The sequence below is a fragment of the Allobosea rubneri genome, from assembly GCF_032464875.1.
GTDB lineage: Bacteria > Pseudomonadota > Alphaproteobacteria > Rhizobiales > Beijerinckiaceae > Allobosea > Allobosea rubneri.
The window spans coordinates 23480-43603 of the sequence record NZ_JAWDID010000004.1; the positions used below are offsets into that span (position 1 = coordinate 23480).

Sequence of the window (20124 nt, forward strand, 5' to 3'; positions counted from 1 at the left end):
TCGGCTAGTGCGGCGCTTTCGCGGCGGCGCCGGCGTCACAGCACCATGGGCAGGACGAAGAAGCCGCCGACGACCACCACGACCAGCGCCAGCGCCGTCATCGGCAGGTGCTTCTCGATGAAGATCCGGATGTCGTCGCCGTAATAGCGCAGTGCCACCGCGATCATCGCGAAGAAGGTGACGCGCGAGATCACCATGCCGACGGTGAACTTCCAGAGATCGAAATGCAGGAAGCCGGACATGATCGTGACGATCTTGAACGGGATCGGCGTCAGGCCCTTGGTCAGCAGCACCCAGAACCAGTAGTCCTGCGAGGTGTGGATCAGGTGCGCGGCCTTTTCCTGCAGGCCGTAAATGCCGATCAGCCAGGCGCCGACCGATTCATAGAGCAGCGCGCCGATCGCATAGCCGAGATAGCCGCCGGTCACGGCGCCCAGCGAGCAGACGCCGGCATAGAACCAGGCGCGGTCCGGACGCGCGATGCACATCGGGATCAGGAGCGGGATCGGCGGCAGCGGGCTGACCGAACTTTCGACGAAGGTGATGGCGAAGAGCAGCCAGGGCGCTGCGGGGTGCGACGCATAGGAGACGCACCAGTCGTAAGCACGCTTCAGCATGTAGTGTTCGACCGCTCCCGGACTCGCCCCTGGCGCATGGATGCTGTGCGCCGCATGCATCTACGCGATCCTGCGGCCGGACGCCAGAATTCTCTTAGGCGAATGTCAGCAGCGCGACCGTTTCGTGACGACAAATGGTCGGGGCGGCCCTGAAAGAACCACCCCGACATTCGTCTCAGGACAGGCGCTCGAGCGCCTCGCCGATCTTGAGCTTGCGGGCTTCGGCGGCTGCCTTGCGCTCGCGGTTCTCCTCGACGATCTCCTCGGGCGCGCGCGCCATGAAATCGGCATTGCCGAGCTTGCGCTCGACCGTGGCGATGTCCTGGTCGAGCTTGGCGAGCTCCTTCTCCAGCCGCGTCCGCTCGGCACCGAGATCGATGATCCCGGCGAGCGGCAGGGCCGCGATCTCGCCGCGCACGATGATCTGAGCCGACTGGCCGGGCGCCGCATCGGCGAACTGGATCACCGAGAGCCGCGCCAGACGCTCGATCATCGGCGCCCAGGCCTCGACGGCGGCGCGGGTCGCGGCGCTCGGCTTGACCAGCACCAGCGGCACCTGCGCCCCGCCGGGGACATTGGTCTCCGAACGGACCGAGCGGATATCGGAGATCAGGTCGACGACGAAGCCGATCTCGGCCTCGGCGGCCTCGTTGACCAGCGCGCCGAGCTGTGGCCAGCGCGTCAGGCAAACCAGCGCATCTTCCCCGGCCGGAACCGGCCGCGGCGCGCCGTCACCCGCCTTCTGCGCCCACAGTTCCTCGGTCAGGAACGGCATGAACGGATGCAGCAGCTGGCAGATCAGGTCGATGACATGGGCGACCGTCGCCTGCGTCTCGGCCTTGGCGGCAAGCGAGGCCGCGTCCGTGCCCTCGCCCTGCAGCACCGGCTTCGACAGTTCGAGATACCAGTCGCAGAACTGGCCCCAGACGAAGCGATAGGCCGCGTCGGCCGCCTCGTTGAACTTGAAGCTCTCGATGCCGGCGGCGATCGCGTCCGCGGTGCGTGCCGCCTCGGAGACGATCCAGCGGTTGAGCGGCAGCGTGACCTTGGCGGGGTCGAAGCCCGCGGCCCGCACGCAGCCGTTCAGCTCGGCGAAGCGGGCGGCGTTCCAGATCTTGGTCGCGAAGTTGCGGTAGCCTTCGACGCGCGCGGTCGAAAGCTTGATGTCGCGCCCCTGCGCCGCCATCGCCGAGAGCGTGAAGCGCAGCGCATCCGCGCCGTATTTGTCGACCAGGACCAGCGGGTCGATGACGTTGCCCTTGGACTTCGACATCTTCGCGCCCTTCTCGTCGCGAACGATGGCGTGGATGTAGACGTCCTTGAACGGCACCTCGTCCATGAAGTTGAGGCCCATCATCATCATCCGGGCGACCCAGAAGAAGATGATGTCGAAGGCGGTGACCAGCGTCGCCGTCGGGTAGTAGCGCTTGAGCTCGGCCGTCTCCTCCGGCCAGCCAAGCGTCGAGAACGGCCAGAGCGCCGAGGAGAACCAGGTGTCGAGCACGTCCGCATCGCGCGTCAGCGCGACCGGGCCGCCATAATGGCCGAGCGCCTGCGCCTGCGCGGCGGCTTCCGACTCCGCGACGAAGCACTCGCCATCCGGCCCGTACCAGGCCGGGATCTGGTGGCCCCACCAGAGCTGGCGCGAGACGCACCACGGCTCGATGTTCTCGAGCCAGTCGTTGTAGGTCTTGGTCCAGCTCTCCGGCGTGATCTTGGTCCGCCCGTCCTTGACCGCCTTTAGCGCGCGATTGGCCAGCGGCTTGACGTCGACATACCACTGGTCGGTCAGCCAGGGCTCGATCACCACGTCCGAGCGGTCGCCATGCGGCACGGTGTGGGTGTTGGGCTCGACCTTGCGCAGCAGGCCGCGCGCAGCCATCAGGCCGACCACCGCCTTGCGGGCCGCGAACCGATCGAAGCCGTGCAGGGCGAGCGTCTCGGCCTCGGGCGCAGCGCCCTCCAGGAAGTCGGCATTGTCCTGAATCAGGATGCGAGCTTCACCGTCCAGGATATTGACGATCCTCAGCGAATTGCGCTTGCCGACATCGAAGTCGTTGAAGTCGTGCGCCGGGGTGATCTTGACCGCGCCGGTGCCCTTCTCCGGATCGGCGTAGTCGTCGCCGAAGATCGGGATGACGCGGCCGACCAGCGGCAGCACGGCATTCTTGCCGGTCAGCCCCTTGAGCTTCTCGTTCTCGGGATGCACGGCGACGCCGGTATCGCCCAGCATCGTCTCCGGCCGGGTCGTCGCGACGGTGATGTAGGTTGCGGGGTTCTCCGGATCGTAGACTGCGCCCTCGATCGGGTAGTCGAAATAGTAGAGATGGCCGTTCGGGTCCTTGGCCAGCGCCTTGTCGAGCTTGGCGGCATCGAACGCCTCCTCGCCGCCGCGCTGCCATTTGAACGAGCCGGTCTTCTCGACCTGCAGCACCTCGAGATCGGAGATCGCGGTCTGGAATTTCGGGTCCCAGTTCACCAGCCGCTTGGCGCGGTAGATCAGCCCCTGCTTGTGCAGGGCGACGAAGACCTTGAGGACGGCGGCCGACAGGCCCTCGTCCATGGTGAAGCGCTCGCGCGACCAGTCACAGGAGGCGCCGAGGCGCTTCAGCTGGTTGACGATCGTGCCGCCCGATTCTTCCTTCCACTTCCAGACCTCGGCGACGAAGGCCTCGCGGCCCATGGTTCGGCGATCGGTCTTGTTCTCGGCCGCGAGCTTGCGCTCGACCACCATCTGCGTCGCGATGCCGGCATGGTCGGTACCCGGCTGCCAGAGCACGTCCTTGCCGCGCAGGCGCTCGAAGCGGCAGAGCACGTCCTGCAGCGTGTTGTTGAGCGCGTGGCCCATATGCAGTGAGCCGGTGACGTTCGGCGGCGGGATCACGATGCAATAGGGCTCGGCGCCGGGCGCAGCGCCCCGCCCTGCCCTGAAGGCGTCGGCCTTCTCCCAGGCTTCGCTGATGCGCGCCTCGACGCTGGCCGGCTCGAATGTCTTGTCCATCATCGCTTTGCTCGAACGCCGAAAGGCCGGGGAACCTGCCCCGGCCGTTGAATAACGAAAGCCAAAAGGTCTGCCGCCTTAAGAGCGCATGCAGGGGCGGCGCGTCAACGTTTTCGACGCGGTGCAGCCCTGCATCGGGCTCCGGTGAGTCTCAGGCGGCCTGCGATTGCAGGAACCAGAGCGCCTTGTCGAGCATCCGCGAATAGGCGGTCAGGAGGTCGGCGGTGCCGGTGTCGCCAGCCTCGTCGCTCTTGTCGATCGCTTCGCGGACGCTGTTGGCCGTCGCCGCATAGCGCTCGATCAGCGCGGCGAGATGATCGGCAACCGCGACGATCTCCGTCGGGTAGGGTTTGAGATCGCTGCCCGCAGCGACCGCCTGCGTCGTTCCAAGCGCGATACCGCCGAGCTGGGCAACCCGCTCGGCCACCGTGTCGACATGGCCGTCGAGCTCCTTGCGGAAGCCGTCGAGCATCAGATGCACGCCGATGAAGCCAGGCCCTTTGAGATTCCAGTGGGCCTGCTTCGTCGCGAGGGCGAGATCGATACCGTCCTGCAACCGCTCGTTCAGGAGGCCCATCACCTCGTTCTTGGCGTTGGAAGGCAGGTCGATGCGCGAAGCGGGCTTCTTCATGGCGGGTTCCTCGGAGGGGAGAGCGACAACGCTCTCCAAACGCATGAGCGCCGGCCCCGTTCCGTGATCGCGGCAAGCGACAGACATTGGCAGCGGCGATCGACATGGCGAAAGGAACCCGCACGCCATCCGCCCGTTGGGAAAGGCAGATCAAGGAGGACCCGAAAATGCCCCGCCACACCGACCAGGATCATGTCTGGGAGCTGATCGAGGAGATCGGCCTGTGCATGCTCGTCAGCCATGACGGGACCGGCGACCGTTTCCACGCCCGCCCGATGAGCGCTCATGCCAGGCGCGACGAGGACGCGATCTACTTCCTCACCGACAAGCGCTCCCACAAGGACGACGAGGTCGAGATCAACGAGAACGTCTGCCTGACCTTCGCCGACAACGCGGCCTACAAATACGTCTCGGTCAGCGGCACCGCGAACGTGCTCGACGACCGGCCGCGCGTCGAGGAGCTCTGGTCGACCGCCGCCCGCGCCTTCTGGGAAAGCAAGGACGATCCAAACATCCGGATCCTGCGGGTGCGCCCGGCAACTGCCGAATTCTGGGACAGCCCGGGCAAGATCGTCACCAGCGTCAAGATGGTGGCCGCTGCGGTCACCGGCTCGCGGCCGGATCTCGGCACGAACCGCAAGGTCGTTCTCTGAGAAAGGGGGAGGAAGCTGATGCGACTATTCGTACATCTCGTCGGGGCCTGGGTCGCTGCCGAAGCGGCCTCCGGCCGCTATCCCCGTCCGCTCTCGCTGGCACTCGGGGCGCTGGTTTCGCGACTCGGCCCGCCGACGGCGCTGATGGCCCTCGCCGGCTACACGATCCAGCGGCTCTATGAAGGCGGCGTCTTCGACGCCTACCGCCTTCGCCCCGCGCCGCGCGCCAGGGCACGAGCGCCGAGGCGACGCTAGCCTCGCCAAGCCCGTCCGGCAGGCTGCCTCAGTGGCGCCCGCCGCGGGCGACGCGCTCGATCTCGGCGCGCACCAGCCGCTCGACCATGCCCGGCAGATTGTCGTCGAGCCAGGTCTTCAGCATCGGCTTGAGCATATCCTTGACCAGGTCCTCGAGGGTCCGGGCATTGTTGCTCAGCACGGTATTGGCGAGGGCGCCGAAGGCATTGTGCACGGCAGCGCCGGCCTGATCCGAAATCAGCGACGCCATGTCGAGCTGCGGTGCCGGCTGCAGCGGCGGCGGCACGAAGGAGATCGGCTGCGGGGCGGGCTGCACGGGCTCCGGCTCGGGCGCTGGCACCGGATGCGCGACCACCGGCTCGGCAAAATCGACATCGTCGCTGGCGGCCACGGGCGCAGGGTCTTCGACGCGGCTCGCCTCGGTGCCGAGATCGAGAACGTCGTCCTCGGGCTCTGCGACGGGCTCGGGCTCCGGCTCGGGAACAGGGGCAAGCGCCACAGGCTCGGCCGCGACCTCAGCATCGGCCTCGGCAGGCGCGGCCGGCTTGTCGTCATCCGCGATGATCCGCCGGATGGAGGCGAGAATCTCCTCCATCGAAGGTTCATTTTGCTTGGGCTGCGCGCTCATGCTGGATCCGGACCGCTCGACCGGGGACGCCCAAGGAATCAGTGCGGCCCCGCTTCATGAGTATTTCACCGCCGAACCGGCAGGCAAGGCGCCGGCACGCCGGCCCACAGGAGAAATCGGAAGTGTTGCCGCGGCGCATGGGCGAGCGCCGCAACCTACGAGCCCGGTTTTGGAGATTTGCCCGGAGGCAGCCCCGGCGCACCAGGCGCCGGGAATGCTCTGCTCAGCGGCCGTCCGGCACCTGCGTGCCCCAGAGCAGGCCCTTGACCTGGTCGTAGTGCTTGCGAGCGTCATAGCGCTCGGCCTTCAGCCTCAGCGTGTCGGCCGAGAGCTTGCCGGTAGCAGAAAGCACCGCATAGGACGCGACGACACGGTCGCGCTGCGCCGTCACCAGCGTCGAGCGGGCGATGACCAGTTCCTGCTGCGCGTTCAGCACGTCGAGCGTGGTGCGCTGGCCGACCTTGGCCTCTTCGCGCACGCCGGCGAGCGCGGTCTCGGCTGCCTGCACCTGGGCCTGCGCCGCGGTGATCTGCGCCTTGGCCGCATCGAGCGCGCCCCAGGCCGAGACGACCGCCGCGCGGACAGTGTCGCGCGAGGTGTCGACGTCGATGCGCCGCTGCCCGGCCGTTTCCTTGGCCTGACGGGTACGCGAATAGACCTGCCCGCCCTCGTAGATCGGGATCGTCAGCGTCGCCACGGCGGTGGCCGAAGAGCGGTTGTCGCCGAACAACGTGTTGTCGTAGCGCTGCTGCACGATGCCGCGCACGCCGAGCACCGGATAGAGATCGGCCTCGGTGACCTTCACCTGCAGCTCGGCGGCATCGACGCCGTGCAGCGCGGCGATGATCGCCGGATGCCCCGTCAGCGCCGTGTTGAGCGCCGCCGGCAGCGATTTCGGCAAGAGGTTCTCGACCGGGCGACCGGGCGAAAGCTGCTTCGGCTCGACGCCGATGTTCTGGCGGAAGCGAGCGATCGAGGTCTTGAGGTTCGATTCGGCCAGGATCGCCTGCGACTGCGCCTGCGAAAGGCGCGCCTCGGCCTGGGCGACGTCGGTTCGCGTCACCTCGCCGACCTGGAAGCGATCGCGCGTCTGGCGCAGCTGCTCTTCCAGAACCTCGACGTTGTTGCGGTTGAGGTTGAGGATCGCGGTATCGCGCAGCACGTTCATATAGGACGTCGCAGCGTCGAGCAGCACGTTCTGCTCGGTGTTGAGCAGGGTCGCGCGGGCACCGAGCACCTGCGATTCGGCCTGGCTCACCGAGCTGCGGGTCTTGCCGCCGTCGAAGATGTTCTGGTCGATCTGGAGCCCGACGCCGCGCGGATTGAGCCGCGCGGTGTTGTTGTTGTGAAAGGTTCCGTTCCGCGGGACGGACGGAATGCTGCTCTCGGTGATGCTGGCGCCGATATCGGCGGATGCGTTGATTCGCGGGCGATAGCCCGAGAGCGCCTGCGGAACGTTCTCGTTGGTGGCGCGGACCGCGGCGCGCTGGGAGTTCAGGGTCGGGTTGCCCGAGTAGGCGCGGGACAGCGCCGATTCCATGGTCTGTGCGACAGCCGGTGCTGCCAAGCCGGTGCCGAGGACGCAGACCAGCGCCAGGCGGCTCGCGGACTTTTTCAGGAGTACTATCGTTTCAGTCACCGGACGCCTCTTGTAGCGGACTCTTGTCACGCCCAGGCATCGCCCCAGCCTCGGCACTCGTTTCAAATTTATATGCGCGCTGAGCGATATCGCCAACGCCATGGGGGAGTTCGACGCCTTTCAGTTCCCGAGTGCCGCAAAAATGAGACACCCCTTACGTTCCTGGATGTGGCGCCGGGAGGGCGGCACAAAATTCGCTTCATGCGCTCCGGAGCCGGCAGCTTCGAAGTGCATGCTCGGCTCAGAACACGAATTCTTCGGCCTTGCGGAACTCGCGCAGGGCCGGCGCCGCCGCGTCGAACACCGGACGTCCGGTGAGCGTATCGCCGGCATGCCGGTACAGGACGACGCGCGCCGCGCGGCCAAGGCCCTCGATCGCGATCAGCCGCCCCCCGGGGGCGACATGGCCGAACAGGCTGCTCGGCTGCGTCTCGCAGGCACCGCCGACGAGAACGACGTCGAACTGCGCCTTGGCCGGAAGCTCGGCCATCACGGTGACCGCGGGCACGCCGGCCTGGCCGAAGGCGACGCGTGCCAGAGCCAGCGCAGCCGCGTCGGGCTCACAAAGGCTCGCCTGCGCGCCCATCGCCGCCATCAGCGCCGCGCCATAGCCCGAGCCGCCGGCATATTCGAGCGCGCGCTCGCCGGCCTTCAGCTCGAGCGCCTGGATCATGCGGGCAACGACCATCGGCGCCGGCAGCGCGCGCGTCGTGCCCGGCAGGGCGACGGCCTGATCGAGATAGGCGAGATGGGCGAGATCGCCCGGAAAGAACAGCTCGCGCGGCACGCTGTCGGCTGCGGCGAGCACGGCACGGTCGGTCACGTCATAGGTGCGCAGCTGGCAGTCCACCATCATGCGACGCAGATCCGCGAAGCTCGACATGCTCAAAATCTCCGAATGACGGCACGCAGCCGGCAGCCGGGTTTTGGGCGAGGCCGCCGCAAAAGGCAAGGCCGTCCGGGCAGGCGCATTGTGGGTACGCTGCCGGCAAGGGCGCGCCGGGCAGCGCTACGCTCCCCTGTCAGGGTTCGCCCGCAGTTGGCGCAACGCTCAAGGCTACCAGTCAAGGCCGGCGGCCGATCAGGCGCCAGAAAACGCGCGCTTGCCGAACCACAGACCGAGAAACGAAAAGAGTCCGAGGGCTACCCCCGCCTCCGGCGCCGCCAACGCAAAACCACTGAACGCCGCCACAGCGACGCTGAACACTGCGATTGCCATACCCAGCTCTCCCCTGCCCGAGACTTGCGGAGATGAGAGGCGATTTCAGCCCCCATTTGGGAGGTTTCACGCGCGGTATCTCGATGACGCCGGAGAAGAGTTCGCTCCGAGCCCCGCGCTGGCACTTTGATTTCAGACGCCGCGCGACGCAGCCATCCTGAAGCCGGGCGGCGGCGACCGCGAACAAGCAGGTCACCATGGCGAACCCGCGCCAGCTCGACGCTGGCCGACCGCGAGCGGTCCCGCCATCGGAGCAGCACGAGGCCGGCCGGGACAATCTGTCCCGGAACCGCAGGTTGATCAGTGCTTGAAGAGAATTATTGGAGGCCTCGCCCGGAATCGAACCGGGGTGCAAGGATTTGCAGTCCTCTGCGTAACCACTCCGCCACGAGGCCTTCCGGGAGATCACGCTCGCGTGATCTCCATGACGCCGCCTATAACCACATGGCGCGCGCCTCCGCAACCGAAACCGACACGGCAACCACAGCGAAAATGCGGCGCGAGGCGATGATGACGATTTGCCGGCATGTTGCGTCGCAAAGGGCTTGCACCCGGCGAGCGTCGTCGCTATACGCCCCCCATCGGTCCCGGATAGCTCAGCGGTAGAGCAATCGACTGTTAATCGATTGGTCGCAGGTTCGAATCCTGCTCCGGGAGCCAGCAGTTTCAAGGGCTTAGCTGAGAGATCAGCTAAGCCCTTTCTGTTTGGCGCAGGAGCGCCTTTCGGCGCTCCAAACCCCGCATTTTGGCTACGCTCGGTCCGTTCGGCGCCACCTCGCGGACGCTTCGGCAGGGTGCATCGGGAACCGGCGTGACAAGCCGCCGCAGGCGCATGCCAGCCGAATCTCGTTTCCCCGATCCGGGCCGGAACCCGCGATGCGAATCCGAATAGCTGAAGGCTCCGGCGAACGGGAATCGCGCCCTGCGGCTTGGGCTGTGCGGGACCATGCGCTATCAGCCCGGAATGCATCGCCAAGGAAGCAATCTGCGCCGGTGGAGCAGTCTGCTGCTTGGCGACGAAGGAATCACTGCCCAGCGCTCGCCGACAGAGGCTGAGCCGGGCACGAATGGGAGGGCCTGCTCATGGCCTATACCGATGAACTCGAGCCGCTCATCGCGCTCGAGCAGGATCTGCGACGGAGAATCGCCCTGCAGATCGCGGCGGAGAACGGCGCGCCGGCACGCCCCTCGCCCACCGAGGACGAGCTGGCGGCCGCGGACGAGGCCATCGCCGCCTGGGTCGAAGCAGGCGAGGACGAGCAGGACATGCGCGCCTTCCGGCCGATCGGTCCGCTCCAGGCGCTGCTCGCCGACCATCAGGCGATCTTCGAGCGAATCCTCGACATCCGCGATCGCCGGCTGTCCTGACGCCGCGCCCGCCCGCGGCGACGGCTCTCAGCCGGAGCCGGGCTGTTACAGGTCAAGAAGTCCATCATCATCCCGGCCGCAGCGAAGCGGAGCGCCGGGATCCATCGAAGGGAACCGAGCCTTACGATGGATCCCGGAGCTGCGCCGCTTCACGGCTTGTCCCGGATGACGCGGTGATTCCGCGCGAATCCAACCAACGCTAGAGCGTGCGCAGCGTCTTCAGGGAGGCCGCGACGCTGTTCTGGTAATGCGCGACGTCGACGCCCTGCGCGATCACCGAATAGCCGAGCTCGCGCACCCTTTTCGACCAGCCGAGATCGCCGGCCATCAGCCCGGCCGCCTTGCCATGGGCCCGGGCGCTGCGCCCGACATGGCGGAGCGCCGCCTCGAAATCGGGATGGTCGAACTGGCCGGGAATGCCCATGAAGTTCGAAAGATCGAAATGGCCGACCCAGAGCACGTCGATTCCCGGCACCGCCGCGATCGCCTCGGCATTCCCGACACCCTGCGGGCTCTCGATCTGCGCGATGATCACCGTGCGGGCGGCAGCCCTCGCGATCTTGTCGATCGGCGAGCCTGGCAGATAGTCGTCATGCGCCACCCCGAAAGCGGCGCCGCGATGCCCGTTCGGCGGGTAATGCGCGCAGGAGGCGATCAGCCGCGCCTGCTCCTCCGTGTTGACCATCGGGACCATGACGCCATGTGCGCCGACATCGAGCGCCCGGGCGATCAGGCTGTATTCGGTGGTCGGCACCCGGATGATCGGCGCGATCGAGAGCCCCCGGCAGGCGGCGCAGAGCACGCGCATCGTCTCGAAGCTGGTGGCGGCGTGCTCCATGTCGAGCAGGATGAACTCCGCCCCTGCGGCCGTCGCGATCGCCGGCAGACCCGGCACGAAGAATTCGAGGGCCATAGTTCCCGCAACCAGTTCCCCCGACTGGATACGCGCCTTCAGCCCGCTTGCTCCGCTCATCCGATTCCTCCCCTTGCAATGGAACGCGCCCATCTGTGCGCATCCGGCGCCCGGCTTCGCAATGCCATGGCGGACAGGGGACGCCTGCCGTGGGCGCAAGGTGCGATTCGCCGCGCGGCGACTGGCTCACGGCTATCAGAACACCACCACCGCCAACGCGGGAAATCCGATCGGCGGTGGCCGCTTCCACGAGCAAGAGGCGGCACTTCTGCACAGGGCGGTGGCCGGGGCCTGTTTCAGCGCGTGCAGCCCCTCGGTAGGGCGGAGGAGCGCCGTTGAAACCGGGCTCGATCCGGGAAGATCGCCCAGCGGGGCTACTCGAGAACCTCGTCGGTGCTGACAAGCAGGCTCAGGGGGACGGAGATATCGAGCGCCCTTGCCGTCTTGAGGTTGATGCTCATTCGAAACTTGGTCGCAAGCTGGATCGGCAGGTCGCCGGCACGCTCGCCACGGATAATCCGGTCGACATAGCCAGCGGCCTGGCGGAAGAGCTCGGGAATGTCCGCCCCATAGAACATCAGAGCCCCGGCCTCGACGAATGTCGGCCATTCCGAGATCACTGCGATCCTCAGAGCGGCCGCAGTGCGGAGAATCTGGTCCTTGAGGCTCACCGTCAGGAAGTCGGTGATCACAATGACCGCGTCGCCGCCGCGACTCCGCAAGGCTTGCAAATGTTCGGCGACCTCGCCCGGCGTATTGGTTCCGAGGCCAAGCCGCACCGTTTCAAAGCCCTGCTTCCGCGCCGCCGTCTCCGTCTGCTCCCCCCATGCGCGGAACACCGGATCGGCGACATTGTGCAGGATGCCGAGCACGACGGATCGTGGCAGGAGCTCGCGCAGCACCTCGATCCGCTTTGCCGACAACGCCTCCCCGAAATACGAGAACCCCGTCACGCTGCCTCCGGGCTTTGCGAGGCTCGCGAACAGGCGCTGATCGTCGGCGACGGGCGGCAGGCCGAGGGCCACGATCGGGATGTTCGTGGCGCGGTGTATGGTCCGGGCCGCCGCCGGACCGGGCGCGACGAAGACATCGACCGGGCGCTGAACCATTTCGTCGATGAACCGGGCCGCCAGATGCAGATCGCCTGCTGCATGGCGGGCTTCCAGCGCGATCGTCTGCCCCACGACATGGCCTCGCTCTACCAGACCTTGCTTGAGGGCTGCGAGCAGGGGGCGGTCGGCCGGCTCCGAGGCAAGGCCGAGAAAGCAGACGACGGGCACCCTGCCCCTCGTCTGCGCCAGGCTGCTTGGGATCGCCGGAAAACCGGCGAGCAGAGCAAGGACGTCCCGCCTTCTCATGCGATCACCGCGGTCAGGTCAGCCCGGCCAAGACCCTACTCTCCTCGGGTCAGCGGCTCCAGAGACGACTTCGTCCAGTCTAGGGCTGCGGATGATATCGCGATGGTCATCTCGCGGGGCTTTTCGCAGCGAAGGCGCGGCAATCGTCACGACCGGGCAACCCGTTCCGGCCAAAGCACTCGAATACAAGCTTGGTGCGGACGGCGGGGGTCGAACCCGCACACCATCTCTGGCGAGGCATTTTAAGTGCCTTGCGTCTACCAGTTTCGCCACGTCCGCGCCGGGACACGGTTAGCCTTCCGCGCGCGCGGCCACAAGGGCGAGCGCTACATGCTTACGCTTGGAACTGCTTCGTCATCCCGGACAAGCGGCGAAGCCGCGCCGATCCGGGATCCATTCCGGAGCCTTGCCGAAAGAGGTTCCGGAATGGATCCCGGGTCTCCCTGCGGTCGCCCGGGATGACAGCACTTGTGGGTGTCGTTGGCGAACATCACCGGCGTCAGCGCCGGCGGCTCGGCTTGTACCATTCGACCCCGTCGGGATCGACATAGAGCCCGGGTGCGACATCGGAGCCGATCTTCTTCTCCTCCATCGGCACGCGCACCGTGTCGTCGCGGTCGCCGCGGCGGATATAAGGGCCGCTCGCCTGCGCGTGGCCGCGCGAGCCATCGCCCCCGCCGCCGATGACACTGCGCCGCCCGGCGACCTTGTCGTCGAGCGCCGCGACCTGCCGGGCCGAGAAGGCGATCTTCGCCGAGCCCTCGACGATCGGCAGCGCCTTGCTGGCCGCCCCTTCGCCGCTGACGCGGATGCCGACGAAGCGCGGCACATAGGTCGCCCCGCCGCCGCCGCGCGCCAGCGCGTCCCAGCCGCCGGTGGTCGAGACCTGGGCGCCGCAGCGCTTATGCGCGCGCTCGCACAGCGCCCGCGAGGCGTAGCGCGGCGCCTTCTGCTCGAACTCGGCGCGGGCGTTGCGATAGGCGAACTCGCATTGCTCGGCCGAGAGCTTGCCGGCCTCGATGCACTCGTCGCGGCGCACATAGGTCTGCCCGACAGCCTGCGCCGCGAGATCGGCCGGCGAAAGCGCCAGCCCGAACGCGAACAGCGAGGCCATCCTGATCATGGCGACGGGAAGGAACAGCAGCATGGCCCCTCTGAGATCATGCGATTGTGGCGTTACAGCAGCGGCCGCATCGTGATCGCGAGCTCGCGCGTCGCGCCATAATCGATCTTGCCGTTGCCGAGCACCGGGATGGCGCGGGTGACGAGCAGCGCCTTCGGCATCCACAATTCCGGGAAGCCCTGGAGCTTCGCCTCGTCCTGCAGCGCCTTCTTGTCGCCGTCCGGCTTTTCGGTGACGAGCACGAGCTGCTCGCCCTTGCGCAGATCCGGCAAGGCGACGACGACGTGGTTGAAGCCCGGCCACAAGCCCGAAATCATCGATTCGACCGCCGCCAGCGAGACCATCTCGCCGCCGAGCTTGGCGAAGCGGCGGGCCCTGCCCCGGATGCTGACGAAGCCGTCCCCGATCGCGACGATGTCGCCGGTATCGTGCCAGCCGCCCTCGGGCGGGGCGAGCGTGCCGGGGCTGTCGGCGTTGAGATAGCCCAGCATCACATTGGGCCCCTTCACCATCAATCGCCCGCCCTCCTGGATGCCTTCTACCGGCTCCAGCCGCGCGGTGATGCCGGGCAGGAGCCGCCCGACCGTGCCTTCGCGCATCGCGCTCGGCGTGTTGACCGCCAGCACCGGCGCGCATTCGGTGCAGCCATAGCCTTCGAGGATGGTGGTGCCATAGGGCTGCCACAGCGCCCGCGTCTCCGGCTTCACACGCTCCGCGCCGGCGACGACATAGCGCACGCTCTTGAGATCCCCCTCGCCGGCGGCACGGGCATAGCCTTGCAGGAAAGTGTCGGTCGCGAGCAGGAAGGTCGCTCCGGTCTCGGCGATCAGCCGCGGCACCTGCTTGTAGTGCAGCGGGCTCGGATAGAGCACGACCTTCATCCCGTGCAGCAGCGGCACCAGCATCCCGGCGGTCAGCCCGAAGGAATGGAAGGCCGGCAGCGGGTTCATGAAGATGTCGCGTTCGGAGATCGCGCCCTGCGCGTGCTGGAAGACCTGCCGCGCATTGGAGACCAGATTGGCATGGCTCAGCACCACGCCCTTGGGCTTGCCCTCGGTGCCGGAGGTGAACAGCACGACCGCTGGATCGTCCGGGGCGGCGGCGTAGCGCCGGTGGATCAGGCCGGGCACCAGCGAGGCGAGCGCGCCGAGCGCCTTGTCGAGGCTGGTCAGCTCCTTGCGGACATCCTCGAGGTAGATCACCCGCCGGCCCTGGCCGATCGCCTCGATCGCCTCGTCGAGCTTGGCCTGGTCGATGAAGCGCCGCGAGGTGACGATGGTCGAGAGCGGCGCGACCTCGCAGGCTGCCTTCAGGTTCTTGGTGCCGGCGGTAAAGTTCAGCAGCGCCGGGACCCGGCCATAGGCCGACAGGCCGAACAGGGTGACGGCCATGCCCTGCATGTTCGGCAGGAGGAGGCCGACCTTCTCGCCGGGTTGCGTCTGCGCCGCGAGCTTGCGGCCGAGCACGAAGGCGCCGAGCACCAGGCGGCCAAAGCTGATCGGCTGGCGCTCGGGATCTTCGAGCGCGATCTTTGCCCTGCCATGGCGTGCGACGGCGGCGAGCAGGGCCGAGAACAGCGTGGTCCGCGCCCCTTCAACGTCGAAGGGCTGCGCCCCGAATTCCGTAGCCGCCATGCCTCGTCCTGCTCCAGGCTCCGTTTCCCGTGGCCGCCACCCTAGGGCGGGATGGCTTGCGAGGGAACGGCGCAGGCGCCGGTCAGCGCATCGGCGGGGCGTAGAGCACGCCGCCCATGTTCCAGAGCTGGTTCAGTCCGCGCGGAATGCCGAGCGGCGAGTTGACCCCGAGATTGCGCTCGTAGATCTCGGAATAGTTGCCGGTCGCCTTCACCGCGCGGATCGCCCAGGCATCGTCGAGGCCGAGCGACTTGCCGAAGCCGCCCTCCGCCCCGGTGAGGCGGCGCACATCGGGCTTGGTCGAGGCGGTCGCCTGGTCGGCATTGGCCGAGGAGACGCCGAGTTCCTCGGCATTGACCAGCGCGAAGTTCACCCATTTGACGATGGTGAACCATGGGAAATCGTCGGAGCGCGTCACCGGGCCGAGCGGCTCCTTCGAGATCACGTCGGGCAGGATCACCGCATCGCCCGGCTTCGACAGCTTGAGCCGTTCGGCATAGAGCGCCGACTGGTCGCGGGTCAGCACATTGCACTGGCCGGACTGGAAGGCGGCGAGCGCCTCGGCGGCGCTCGGGAAGGCCTTCTCCTCGATATCCATCGAGTTGGCGCGGAAGAAGTCGCCGAGATTGAGCTGCGTCGTCGTCCCCGCCTCGACGCAGACCTTGGCCTTGTCGAGCGAAAGCGCGCCGTCGACGCCGAGCGAGCGTGCCACCAGGAAGCCCTGCCCGTCATGATAGGTCACGCCGGCGAAGGCGAGGCCGAGTTCGGCCTCGCGGCCGAGCGTCCAGGTCGAATTGCGCGAGAGCAGGTCGACCTTGCCGGCTTTCAGCGCCTCGAAGCGCTCGCCGGCCGAGAGCGGCGTGAAGTTGACCTTGCCGGCATCGCCGAGCACGGCCGCGGCGACCGCCCGGCAGAAATCGACGTCGAACCCGGCCCAGCGCCCCTGCGCATCCTTCTCGGAGAAGCCGCGCAGCCCCTCGCTGACGCCGCATTCCAGCGTGCCACGCTGCTTCACCTTGTCGAGCGTGCCGGCAGCGGCCGGCAGCGTGACGAGGCTCGCGGCGAGCACGGCGAGCGCCGATGGCTGGAGACGAATTCGGAACGCGCCTGGCATGGGAACCGCTCTCCTGATTGATGAATGGCGTCCGGCCCTAAGGACCGGTCAGATCGTCGCCTTGTGCCGAACCACGACCTTGGTCCCGAGCGGAACGCGCGAATAAAGGTCGATGATGTCGCCATTGGCGAGCCGGAAGCAGCCCGACGAGATCGACTGGCCGATGGTCTCCGGCTGGTTGGTGCCGTGGACGCGGAACACCGTCGAGCCGAGATAGAGCGCGCGCGCGCCCATCGGATTACCCGGACCGCCGGCCATGAAGCGCGGCAGATAGGGCTGGCGCTGCAGCATCTCCGGCGGCGGGCGCCAGTCCGGCCACTCCGCCTTGCGGCTGACCTGGACGAGGCCCGACCACTGGAAGCCCTCGCGGCCGACACCGATGCCGTAGCGCAGCGCCCGGTTGTTGGGCTGCACGACATAGAGGAAGCGCTCGGCGCTGTGGATCACCACCGTGCCCGGCGCCTCGTTAGAGCGGAAGAACACCATCTGCCGGGCATAGGGCCCTTCGGTGATGGTGACCTCCTCGGTCGAGACCCGGCCCGGCTCGTCGCCGATGTCCATCGTCTCGGCCGGCGGGGTCATCCCCTTGCCCTGCGCCTGGACGGCAGCCGGAAAGGCCAGCGCCAGCAGCAGTGCCGCGGCGCTGAGGCCGCCGAGAATCCGTGTCGTACCGGGCTTTTTCATACAGGGCCTAGCCTCGCTGGTTTCAGGCGCCGCAGCGGACGTAGATGAAGGTGCCGTAGCGGCGGTTCGCATCGGGATCGACGAAGCGCATCGTCAGCATCGTATCGGTCGCCGAGAGGATCTCGCGGTCCTGCGGATCGCCGGCCGGCGCCTCGAAGCCGAGGAAGTTCCGGCCGCCCGGCCCGCCCTTCAGCCGCAGTTCATAGGGCTTCGGGTCGTCGGCGACATGCATCATCACGCCGTCGGTCGGCCCCTTGGAGATGGTGTAGGGCTGGGAGCAGCCGGCCTTGGCCTGTGCCTCGGTACGCTTGCGGTCCTTCTCGGTATGGAAGGAGGCGATGCCCCAGCGGCCGATCAGCCGCTCGCGCGGAATGGTGGCAGGTCCCGCGGCGCCTGCAGCGGCAATGCCGCTGCCCGGCCCTTCGCTCGTCGAGCCGCAGCCCGCGAGCAGCAGCGCAGCACCGAACAGGCAGGCGCCCGCCGCGGCCTTGCGTCTGAGCGCCCTCACATGAGTTGCAGCGCAATCCCCGTCTGTCGACAGGCACGCCTCCGCCACTGGATATGCCGACGCTCTGCGCATGCCTTCGCCCCCCGCTGCGCCCTATCATGGTCTCGGCTTTCCGCCGAGGTCAACGGTCGGTTCGGCTCCGAAGCTTTCGCCGGGCCGAATGAGGACGTCGGCGCCCCGGTCGCATGGTCCCTTTCCAGGCCCGGCCCGGCGAACGGCGCATGGCCGCGATGCACCGTCCGCCGCCCCCGGAAAATTAACCGAGAAAGCGTCAAAAACCCGAATAAAACCAATTCTTTCGGGAACTGAAGCGGACCTCGCCGCGAAGATTGCCAACAAGCGATTCAGCACTTGCCGATTTGCACGTTGAGATCGCCCTGCCCGCTCGCTATCTCCTGATGCTCAGAGCTGGGAAACGCCGTCTTGTCCGCCGATCGCAACCGCCTCACCGCCCTCATCGTCCTCGCCGCGGCTTCCCTGACCAGTGCCGCTCCGGCGCAGGCGAACTTCCTCGAAACCTTGTTCGGCATCGCGCCGCGGCAGGTCGTGGCGCCGGTGCCCGAACGCGAGCCGCTGCACATGACCGTGCGCCCGCGGGCTCCGAGGGACGGCAAGCCCGGCATCGCGGCCAAGGATGCGCCGCCGACGCCGCGCGTCGCGCCGATGGAATATGCCAGCGACCCATACTGGTATCTCAAGGACCCGACGCTGAAGAAGGGCGACATCATCGTGCTCGACGGCCGCGTCGTTGTCTTCAACGGCGGCGAGCGCAGCTACAGCAGCTTCCTCTCGATCAAGGAGAGCCGGCTGCTCTCCGAACGCTCCAAGAAGCAGCTCAAGCTCATGGTCTCGACCCCGATCGACAACCACACGATCTGGGAACCGGCCGAAATCATGAAGAGCAACGGCGCGATGACGACCGTCGAGGTCTCCGAAAGCGCGCGCTGAGCGGCAACCTTCTGCCGATAGAGAGCTATCGGCCAACGCCCCGGAATCATGCGCTCGCCGTTCCCGGCGCGTGGAGATCGTCACGCCAGATAGCGCCTGGCCAGGTCGGCCTCGCTGCGCAGCGCTGTCGCCTCGCCCGCCCGCCCCAGGCGCTCCAGTTCCGCCGCCGCACTTTCGCGCTCGTCGATCTCGGCCTGCAGCGTCCGGCGCACATCCGCGTAGCTCAGGAAGAGCCGCTCGACCTCGGCCGCGCCGCTGCGGAACTCATGCCACGCCATCGGCCCGGGACCCGCATGGGCAGGCGGCGCTTCGGCATTGTCGATCGCGGCAACGAGCGTCCTGACAACTCTCGCCTCGCAAGCCCGGCGCTCCTTCAGGGCCGCGCGCAGATCGGCGAGCAGCCGGGTCTTCATCGCCTGTGCGGCATCCACCAAAGGCTCAATTTCCGTTGCCATAACACACCCTATTGATCCATATGATTCCTTGACGCATAGCTTTATGGGACCAATAGGGAATATTCAATGTCCGAAAGTCTCGTGACCGTCGAGCAGGCGGCGGTGGAGCTGAACCTCCATCCCAAGACCGTGCTTCGCTACATCCGCGAAGGCCGCCTGCCCGCGACCCGGGTCGGCAAGTCCTATCGAATCGCGCGCTCGAGGCTCGATGCCTTTGCCGGCATCGCCGACGGCCGGCCGGGCGCCGCGGCCGAAGCGCGGGCGACCTGCATCGTCGACATCCCCGACATCGCCCTCGAGCGGGCGGAGCGAATCGCCACCTTCCTGCAGGCCGTGGCGCTGACCGGAGACGCCGAGACGCCGCCCCTGCATCTCGAAACCGTGTTCGACCCGCAGACCGCGAAGCTGAAGGTGGTGCTGATCGGCGATCCGTCGGATGTCGGCCGAATCCTGGAGATGCTGCAACTGCAGATGGGGAGCCGGCCGTGAGCGGCGTCTACCGGAACGCCGACACCGCCGCGGCCGTGCAGGCGCATTACCGGCAGGTTCTCGACCAATGGCCCGTGCCGGTCACCGAGCTGCACGTCGCGACGCGCCAGGGCTCGACCTTCGTCCTCGCCTGCGGGCCGGAGGATGCGCCTCCGGTCGTGCTGCTCCATGGCTCCCAGGCCAATTCGGCGACCTGGATGCTCGACGTCCCGCTCTGGTCGACGAAGTTCCGGCTCTTCGCAGTGGACATGATCGGCGAGCCCGGCCTCAGCGCGCCGGTCAGGCCGGAACTGGCCGGGGATGCCCATGCTCTCTGGCTCGACGATGTCTTCGCGGAGCTGGGATTGTCGCAGGCCGCGCTCGTCGGCATGTCGCTGGGCGGCTGGCTGGCGCTCGACTACGCCAGCAGGAGGCCGGGATTTGCGCAGGCGCTGGCGCTGATCTGCCCCGCCGGCATCGGCCGTCAGAAGAACTTCCTCCTGAAGGCGCTGCCGCTCCTGCTGCTGGGTCGGTGGGGCAAGCGCAAGGCGCGCGAGCTGGTGCTCGGGCCTTTTCCGAAGGTCCTGCCCGAAGCGGTGCGGCCGCTCGCGGAGTTCATGGAGCATATCGGCAGGGTCGTCCGGCCGCGCATCGTCGCCATCCCCCGCCTGAGCGACGCCGAACTCGCCGGGCTCGGTGTGCCGGTGCTGGCGATCATCGGCGGCCGGGATGCCCTGCTCGATTCCGGCGACACGCGGCAGCGGCTGCAGCGCAACGCCGCGCAGGCCGAGATCTGCTTCATCGAGGACGGCTATCACTTCCTTCCCGACCAGACGGAACGCGTCATGGGATTTCTGGAGCGGGCTCTTTCGCCCTCCTGAGGATGTGCGGACCGTCGAGGCCTCGAA

At 67.5% G+C, this 20124-nt stretch carries 21 protein-coding genes and 3 tRNA genes; 7 read left to right on the forward strand and 17 right to left on the reverse strand.

The genetic code is table 11. The annotated features are described in order from the left end of the window. Positions 1-35: 35 nt before the first annotated feature. The 3 genes from RKE40_RS04165 to dps all read right to left on the reverse strand — a co-directional run bounded on the left by RKE40_RS04165 (position 36) and on the right by dps (position 4249). The gene (locus RKE40_RS04165) at positions 36-617 is read right to left on the reverse strand and encodes a YqaA family protein (protein WP_066467276.1); all 582 of its coding nucleotides are present in this window, start codon (positions 615-617) and stop codon (positions 36-38) included. A gap of 175 nt (positions 618-792) precedes the next feature. Then, positions 793-3621, reverse strand: a complete 2829-nt coding sequence (locus tag RKE40_RS04170) for a valine--tRNA ligase (protein ID WP_316016980.1) — start codon at positions 3619-3621, stop codon at positions 793-795. A 148-nt stretch (positions 3622-3769) separates the two neighbouring features. Further along, complete coding sequence (gene dps, locus RKE40_RS04175) at positions 3770-4249, reverse strand: DNA starvation/stationary phase protection protein Dps (RefSeq protein ID WP_066467273.1); 480 nt, start codon at positions 4247-4249, stop codon at positions 3770-3772. 167 nt (positions 4250-4416) lie between these two features. On the opposite strand from dps, the gene RKE40_RS04180 reads away from it, so the two are divergent. Together RKE40_RS04180 and RKE40_RS04185 are read left to right on the forward strand one after the other, a co-directional pair. Next, positions 4417-4902, forward strand: coding sequence for a pyridoxamine 5'-phosphate oxidase family protein (locus tag RKE40_RS04180; RefSeq protein WP_316016981.1), 486 nt, complete (start codon positions 4417-4419; stop codon positions 4900-4902). A gap of 18 nt (positions 4903-4920) precedes the next feature. Further along, on the forward strand, positions 4921-5157 hold the full coding sequence (locus tag RKE40_RS04185; RefSeq protein ID WP_316016982.1) for a hypothetical protein: 237 nt from the start codon (positions 4921-4923) through the stop codon (positions 5155-5157). Positions 5158-5185: 28 nt separating this feature from the next. Here RKE40_RS04185 and RKE40_RS04190 read toward each other — a convergent pair whose 3' ends face one another. The 5 genes from RKE40_RS04190 to RKE40_RS04210 form a co-directional block, all read right to left on the reverse strand. After that, positions 5186-5752 carry a PopZ family protein gene (locus tag RKE40_RS04190; protein ID WP_316016983.1) on the reverse strand — a complete coding sequence of 189 codons (567 nt, stop codon included), beginning with the start codon at positions 5750-5752 and terminating at the stop codon, positions 5186-5188. A 256-nt stretch (positions 5753-6008) separates the two neighbouring features. Further along, the gene (locus RKE40_RS04195; RefSeq protein WP_316016984.1) at positions 6009-7424 is read right to left on the reverse strand and encodes a TolC family outer membrane protein; all 1416 of its coding nucleotides are present in this window, start codon (positions 7422-7424) and stop codon (positions 6009-6011) included. A gap of 241 nt (positions 7425-7665) precedes the next feature. Then, entirely contained in the window at positions 7666-8307 is a 642-nt protein-coding gene (locus RKE40_RS04200) for a protein-L-isoaspartate O-methyltransferase family protein (protein WP_316016985.1), read from the reverse strand. 198 nt (positions 8308-8505) lie between these two features. Continuing rightward, complete coding sequence (locus RKE40_RS04205; protein ID WP_316016986.1) at positions 8506-8643, reverse strand: hypothetical protein; 138 nt, start codon at positions 8641-8643, stop codon at positions 8506-8508. 321 nt (positions 8644-8964) lie between these two features. Beyond that, positions 8965-9038: transfer RNA gene (locus RKE40_RS04210), tRNA-Cys, on the reverse strand. 190 nt (positions 9039-9228) lie between these two features. On the opposite strand from RKE40_RS04210, the gene RKE40_RS04215 reads away from it, so the two are divergent. Together RKE40_RS04215 and RKE40_RS04220 are read left to right on the forward strand one after the other, a co-directional pair. Further along, positions 9229-9303: transfer RNA gene (locus RKE40_RS04215), tRNA-Asn, on the forward strand. A 423-nt stretch (positions 9304-9726) separates the two neighbouring features. Further along, the gene (locus RKE40_RS04220) at positions 9727-10011 is read left to right on the forward strand and encodes a hypothetical protein (protein ID WP_316016987.1); all 285 of its coding nucleotides are present in this window, start codon (positions 9727-9729) and stop codon (positions 10009-10011) included. 199 nt (positions 10012-10210) lie between these two features. Here RKE40_RS04220 and RKE40_RS04225 read toward each other — a convergent pair whose 3' ends face one another. The 8 genes from RKE40_RS04225 to RKE40_RS04260 form a co-directional block, all read right to left on the reverse strand. Then, entirely contained in the window at positions 10211-10984 is a 774-nt protein-coding gene (locus tag RKE40_RS04225; RefSeq protein ID WP_316016988.1) for an HpcH/HpaI aldolase family protein, read from the reverse strand. A gap of 314 nt (positions 10985-11298) precedes the next feature. Further along, positions 11299-12204: an ABC transporter substrate-binding protein gene (locus RKE40_RS04230; protein ID WP_316016989.1), complete on the reverse strand. Its 906-nt coding sequence runs from the start codon at positions 12202-12204 to the stop codon at positions 11299-11301. 270 nt (positions 12205-12474) lie between these two features. Further along, positions 12475-12561, reverse strand: a tRNA-Leu gene (locus RKE40_RS04235). Between the two features lie 220 nt (positions 12562-12781). After that, positions 12782-13429, reverse strand: coding sequence for a DUF1190 domain-containing protein (locus tag RKE40_RS04240; RefSeq protein WP_316016990.1), 648 nt, complete (start codon positions 13427-13429; stop codon positions 12782-12784). Between the two features lie 29 nt (positions 13430-13458). Beyond that, the gene (locus tag RKE40_RS04245) at positions 13459-15039 is read right to left on the reverse strand and encodes an AMP-binding protein (protein WP_316016991.1); all 1581 of its coding nucleotides are present in this window, start codon (positions 15037-15039) and stop codon (positions 13459-13461) included. An 82-nt stretch (positions 15040-15121) separates the two neighbouring features. Further along, positions 15122-16153 carry an amino acid ABC transporter substrate-binding protein gene (locus RKE40_RS04250; protein ID WP_316016992.1) on the reverse strand — a complete coding sequence of 344 codons (1032 nt, stop codon included), beginning with the start codon at positions 16151-16153 and terminating at the stop codon, positions 15122-15124. Positions 16154-16201: 48 nt separating this feature from the next. Next, positions 16202-16837 (reverse strand): L,D-transpeptidase, encoded by a 636-nt coding sequence (locus RKE40_RS04255; protein WP_316016993.1) that lies wholly within the window; start codon positions 16835-16837, stop codon positions 16202-16204. A 22-nt stretch (positions 16838-16859) separates the two neighbouring features. Next, a complete protein-coding gene (locus tag RKE40_RS04260) occupies positions 16860-17345 on the reverse strand; it encodes a hypothetical protein (RefSeq protein WP_316016994.1) in 486 nt (161 codons plus the stop codon). Positions 17346-17768: 423 nt separating this feature from the next. Here RKE40_RS04260 and RKE40_RS04265 point away from each other — a divergent pair, with 423 nt between their 5' ends. Then, positions 17769-18293 carry a hypothetical protein gene (locus RKE40_RS04265; protein ID WP_316016995.1) on the forward strand — a complete coding sequence of 175 codons (525 nt, stop codon included), beginning with the start codon at positions 17769-17771 and terminating at the stop codon, positions 18291-18293. Positions 18294-18373: 80 nt separating this feature from the next. On the opposite strand, the gene RKE40_RS04270 is transcribed toward RKE40_RS04265, so the two are convergent. Next, a complete protein-coding gene (locus RKE40_RS04270; protein WP_316016996.1) occupies positions 18374-18724 on the reverse strand; it encodes a hypothetical protein in 351 nt (116 codons plus the stop codon). A gap of 90 nt (positions 18725-18814) precedes the next feature. Between RKE40_RS04270 and RKE40_RS04275 the strand changes: the two genes are divergently transcribed. Then, positions 18815-19237, forward strand: coding sequence for a helix-turn-helix domain-containing protein (locus RKE40_RS04275; protein WP_316016997.1), 423 nt, complete (start codon positions 18815-18817; stop codon positions 19235-19237). Next, positions 19234-20097 carry an alpha/beta fold hydrolase gene (locus RKE40_RS04280; RefSeq protein WP_316016998.1) on the forward strand — a complete coding sequence of 288 codons (864 nt, stop codon included), beginning with the start codon at positions 19234-19236 and terminating at the stop codon, positions 20095-20097. Before RKE40_RS04275 ends, RKE40_RS04280 begins: the two co-directional genes overlap by 4 nt. The last annotated feature ends 27 nt before the right edge of the window (positions 20098-20124 follow it).

Coding starts and splice junctions, on each gene's coding strand:
- RKE40_RS04165 (WP_066467276.1), bottom strand. CDS start 617: ATGCTGAAGCGTGCTTACGACTGGTGCGTCTCCTATGCGTCGCACCCC.
- RKE40_RS04170 (WP_316016980.1), bottom strand. CDS start 3,621: ATGATGGACAAGACATTCGAGCCGGCCAGCGTCGAGGCGCGCATCAGC.
- dps (WP_066467273.1), bottom strand. CDS start 4,249: ATGAAGAAGCCCGCTTCGCGCATCGACCTGCCTTCCAACGCCAAGAAC.
- RKE40_RS04180 (WP_316016981.1), top strand. CDS start 4,417: ATGCCCCGCCACACCGACCAGGATCATGTCTGGGAGCTGATCGAGGAG.
- RKE40_RS04185 (WP_316016982.1), top strand. CDS start 4,921: ATGCGACTATTCGTACATCTCGTCGGGGCCTGGGTCGCTGCCGAAGCG.
- RKE40_RS04190 (WP_316016983.1), bottom strand. CDS start 5,752: ATGGAGGAGATTCTCGCCTCCATCCGGCGGATCATCGCGGATGACGAC.
- RKE40_RS04200 (WP_316016985.1), bottom strand. CDS start 8,307: ATGTCGAGCTTCGCGGATCTGCGTCGCATGATGGTGGACTGCCAGCTG.
- RKE40_RS04205 (WP_316016986.1), bottom strand. CDS start 8,643: ATGGCAATCGCAGTGTTCAGCGTCGCTGTGGCGGCGTTCAGTGGTTTT.
- RKE40_RS04220 (WP_316016987.1), top strand. CDS start 9,727: ATGGCCTATACCGATGAACTCGAGCCGCTCATCGCGCTCGAGCAGGAT.
- RKE40_RS04225 (WP_316016988.1), bottom strand. CDS start 10,984: ATGAGCGGAGCAAGCGGGCTGAAGGCGCGTATCCAGTCGGGGGAACTG.
- RKE40_RS04240 (WP_316016990.1), bottom strand. CDS start 13,429: ATGCTGCTGTTCCTTCCCGTCGCCATGATCAGGATGGCCTCGCTGTTC.
- RKE40_RS04245 (WP_316016991.1), bottom strand. CDS start 15,039: ATGGCGGCTACGGAATTCGGGGCGCAGCCCTTCGACGTTGAAGGGGCG.
- RKE40_RS04250 (WP_316016992.1), bottom strand. CDS start 16,153: ATGCCAGGCGCGTTCCGAATTCGTCTCCAGCCATCGGCGCTCGCCGTG.
- RKE40_RS04255 (WP_316016993.1), bottom strand. CDS start 16,837: ATGAAAAAGCCCGGTACGACACGGATTCTCGGCGGCCTCAGCGCCGCG.
- RKE40_RS04275 (WP_316016997.1), top strand. CDS start 18,815: ATGTCCGAAAGTCTCGTGACCGTCGAGCAGGCGGCGGTGGAGCTGAAC.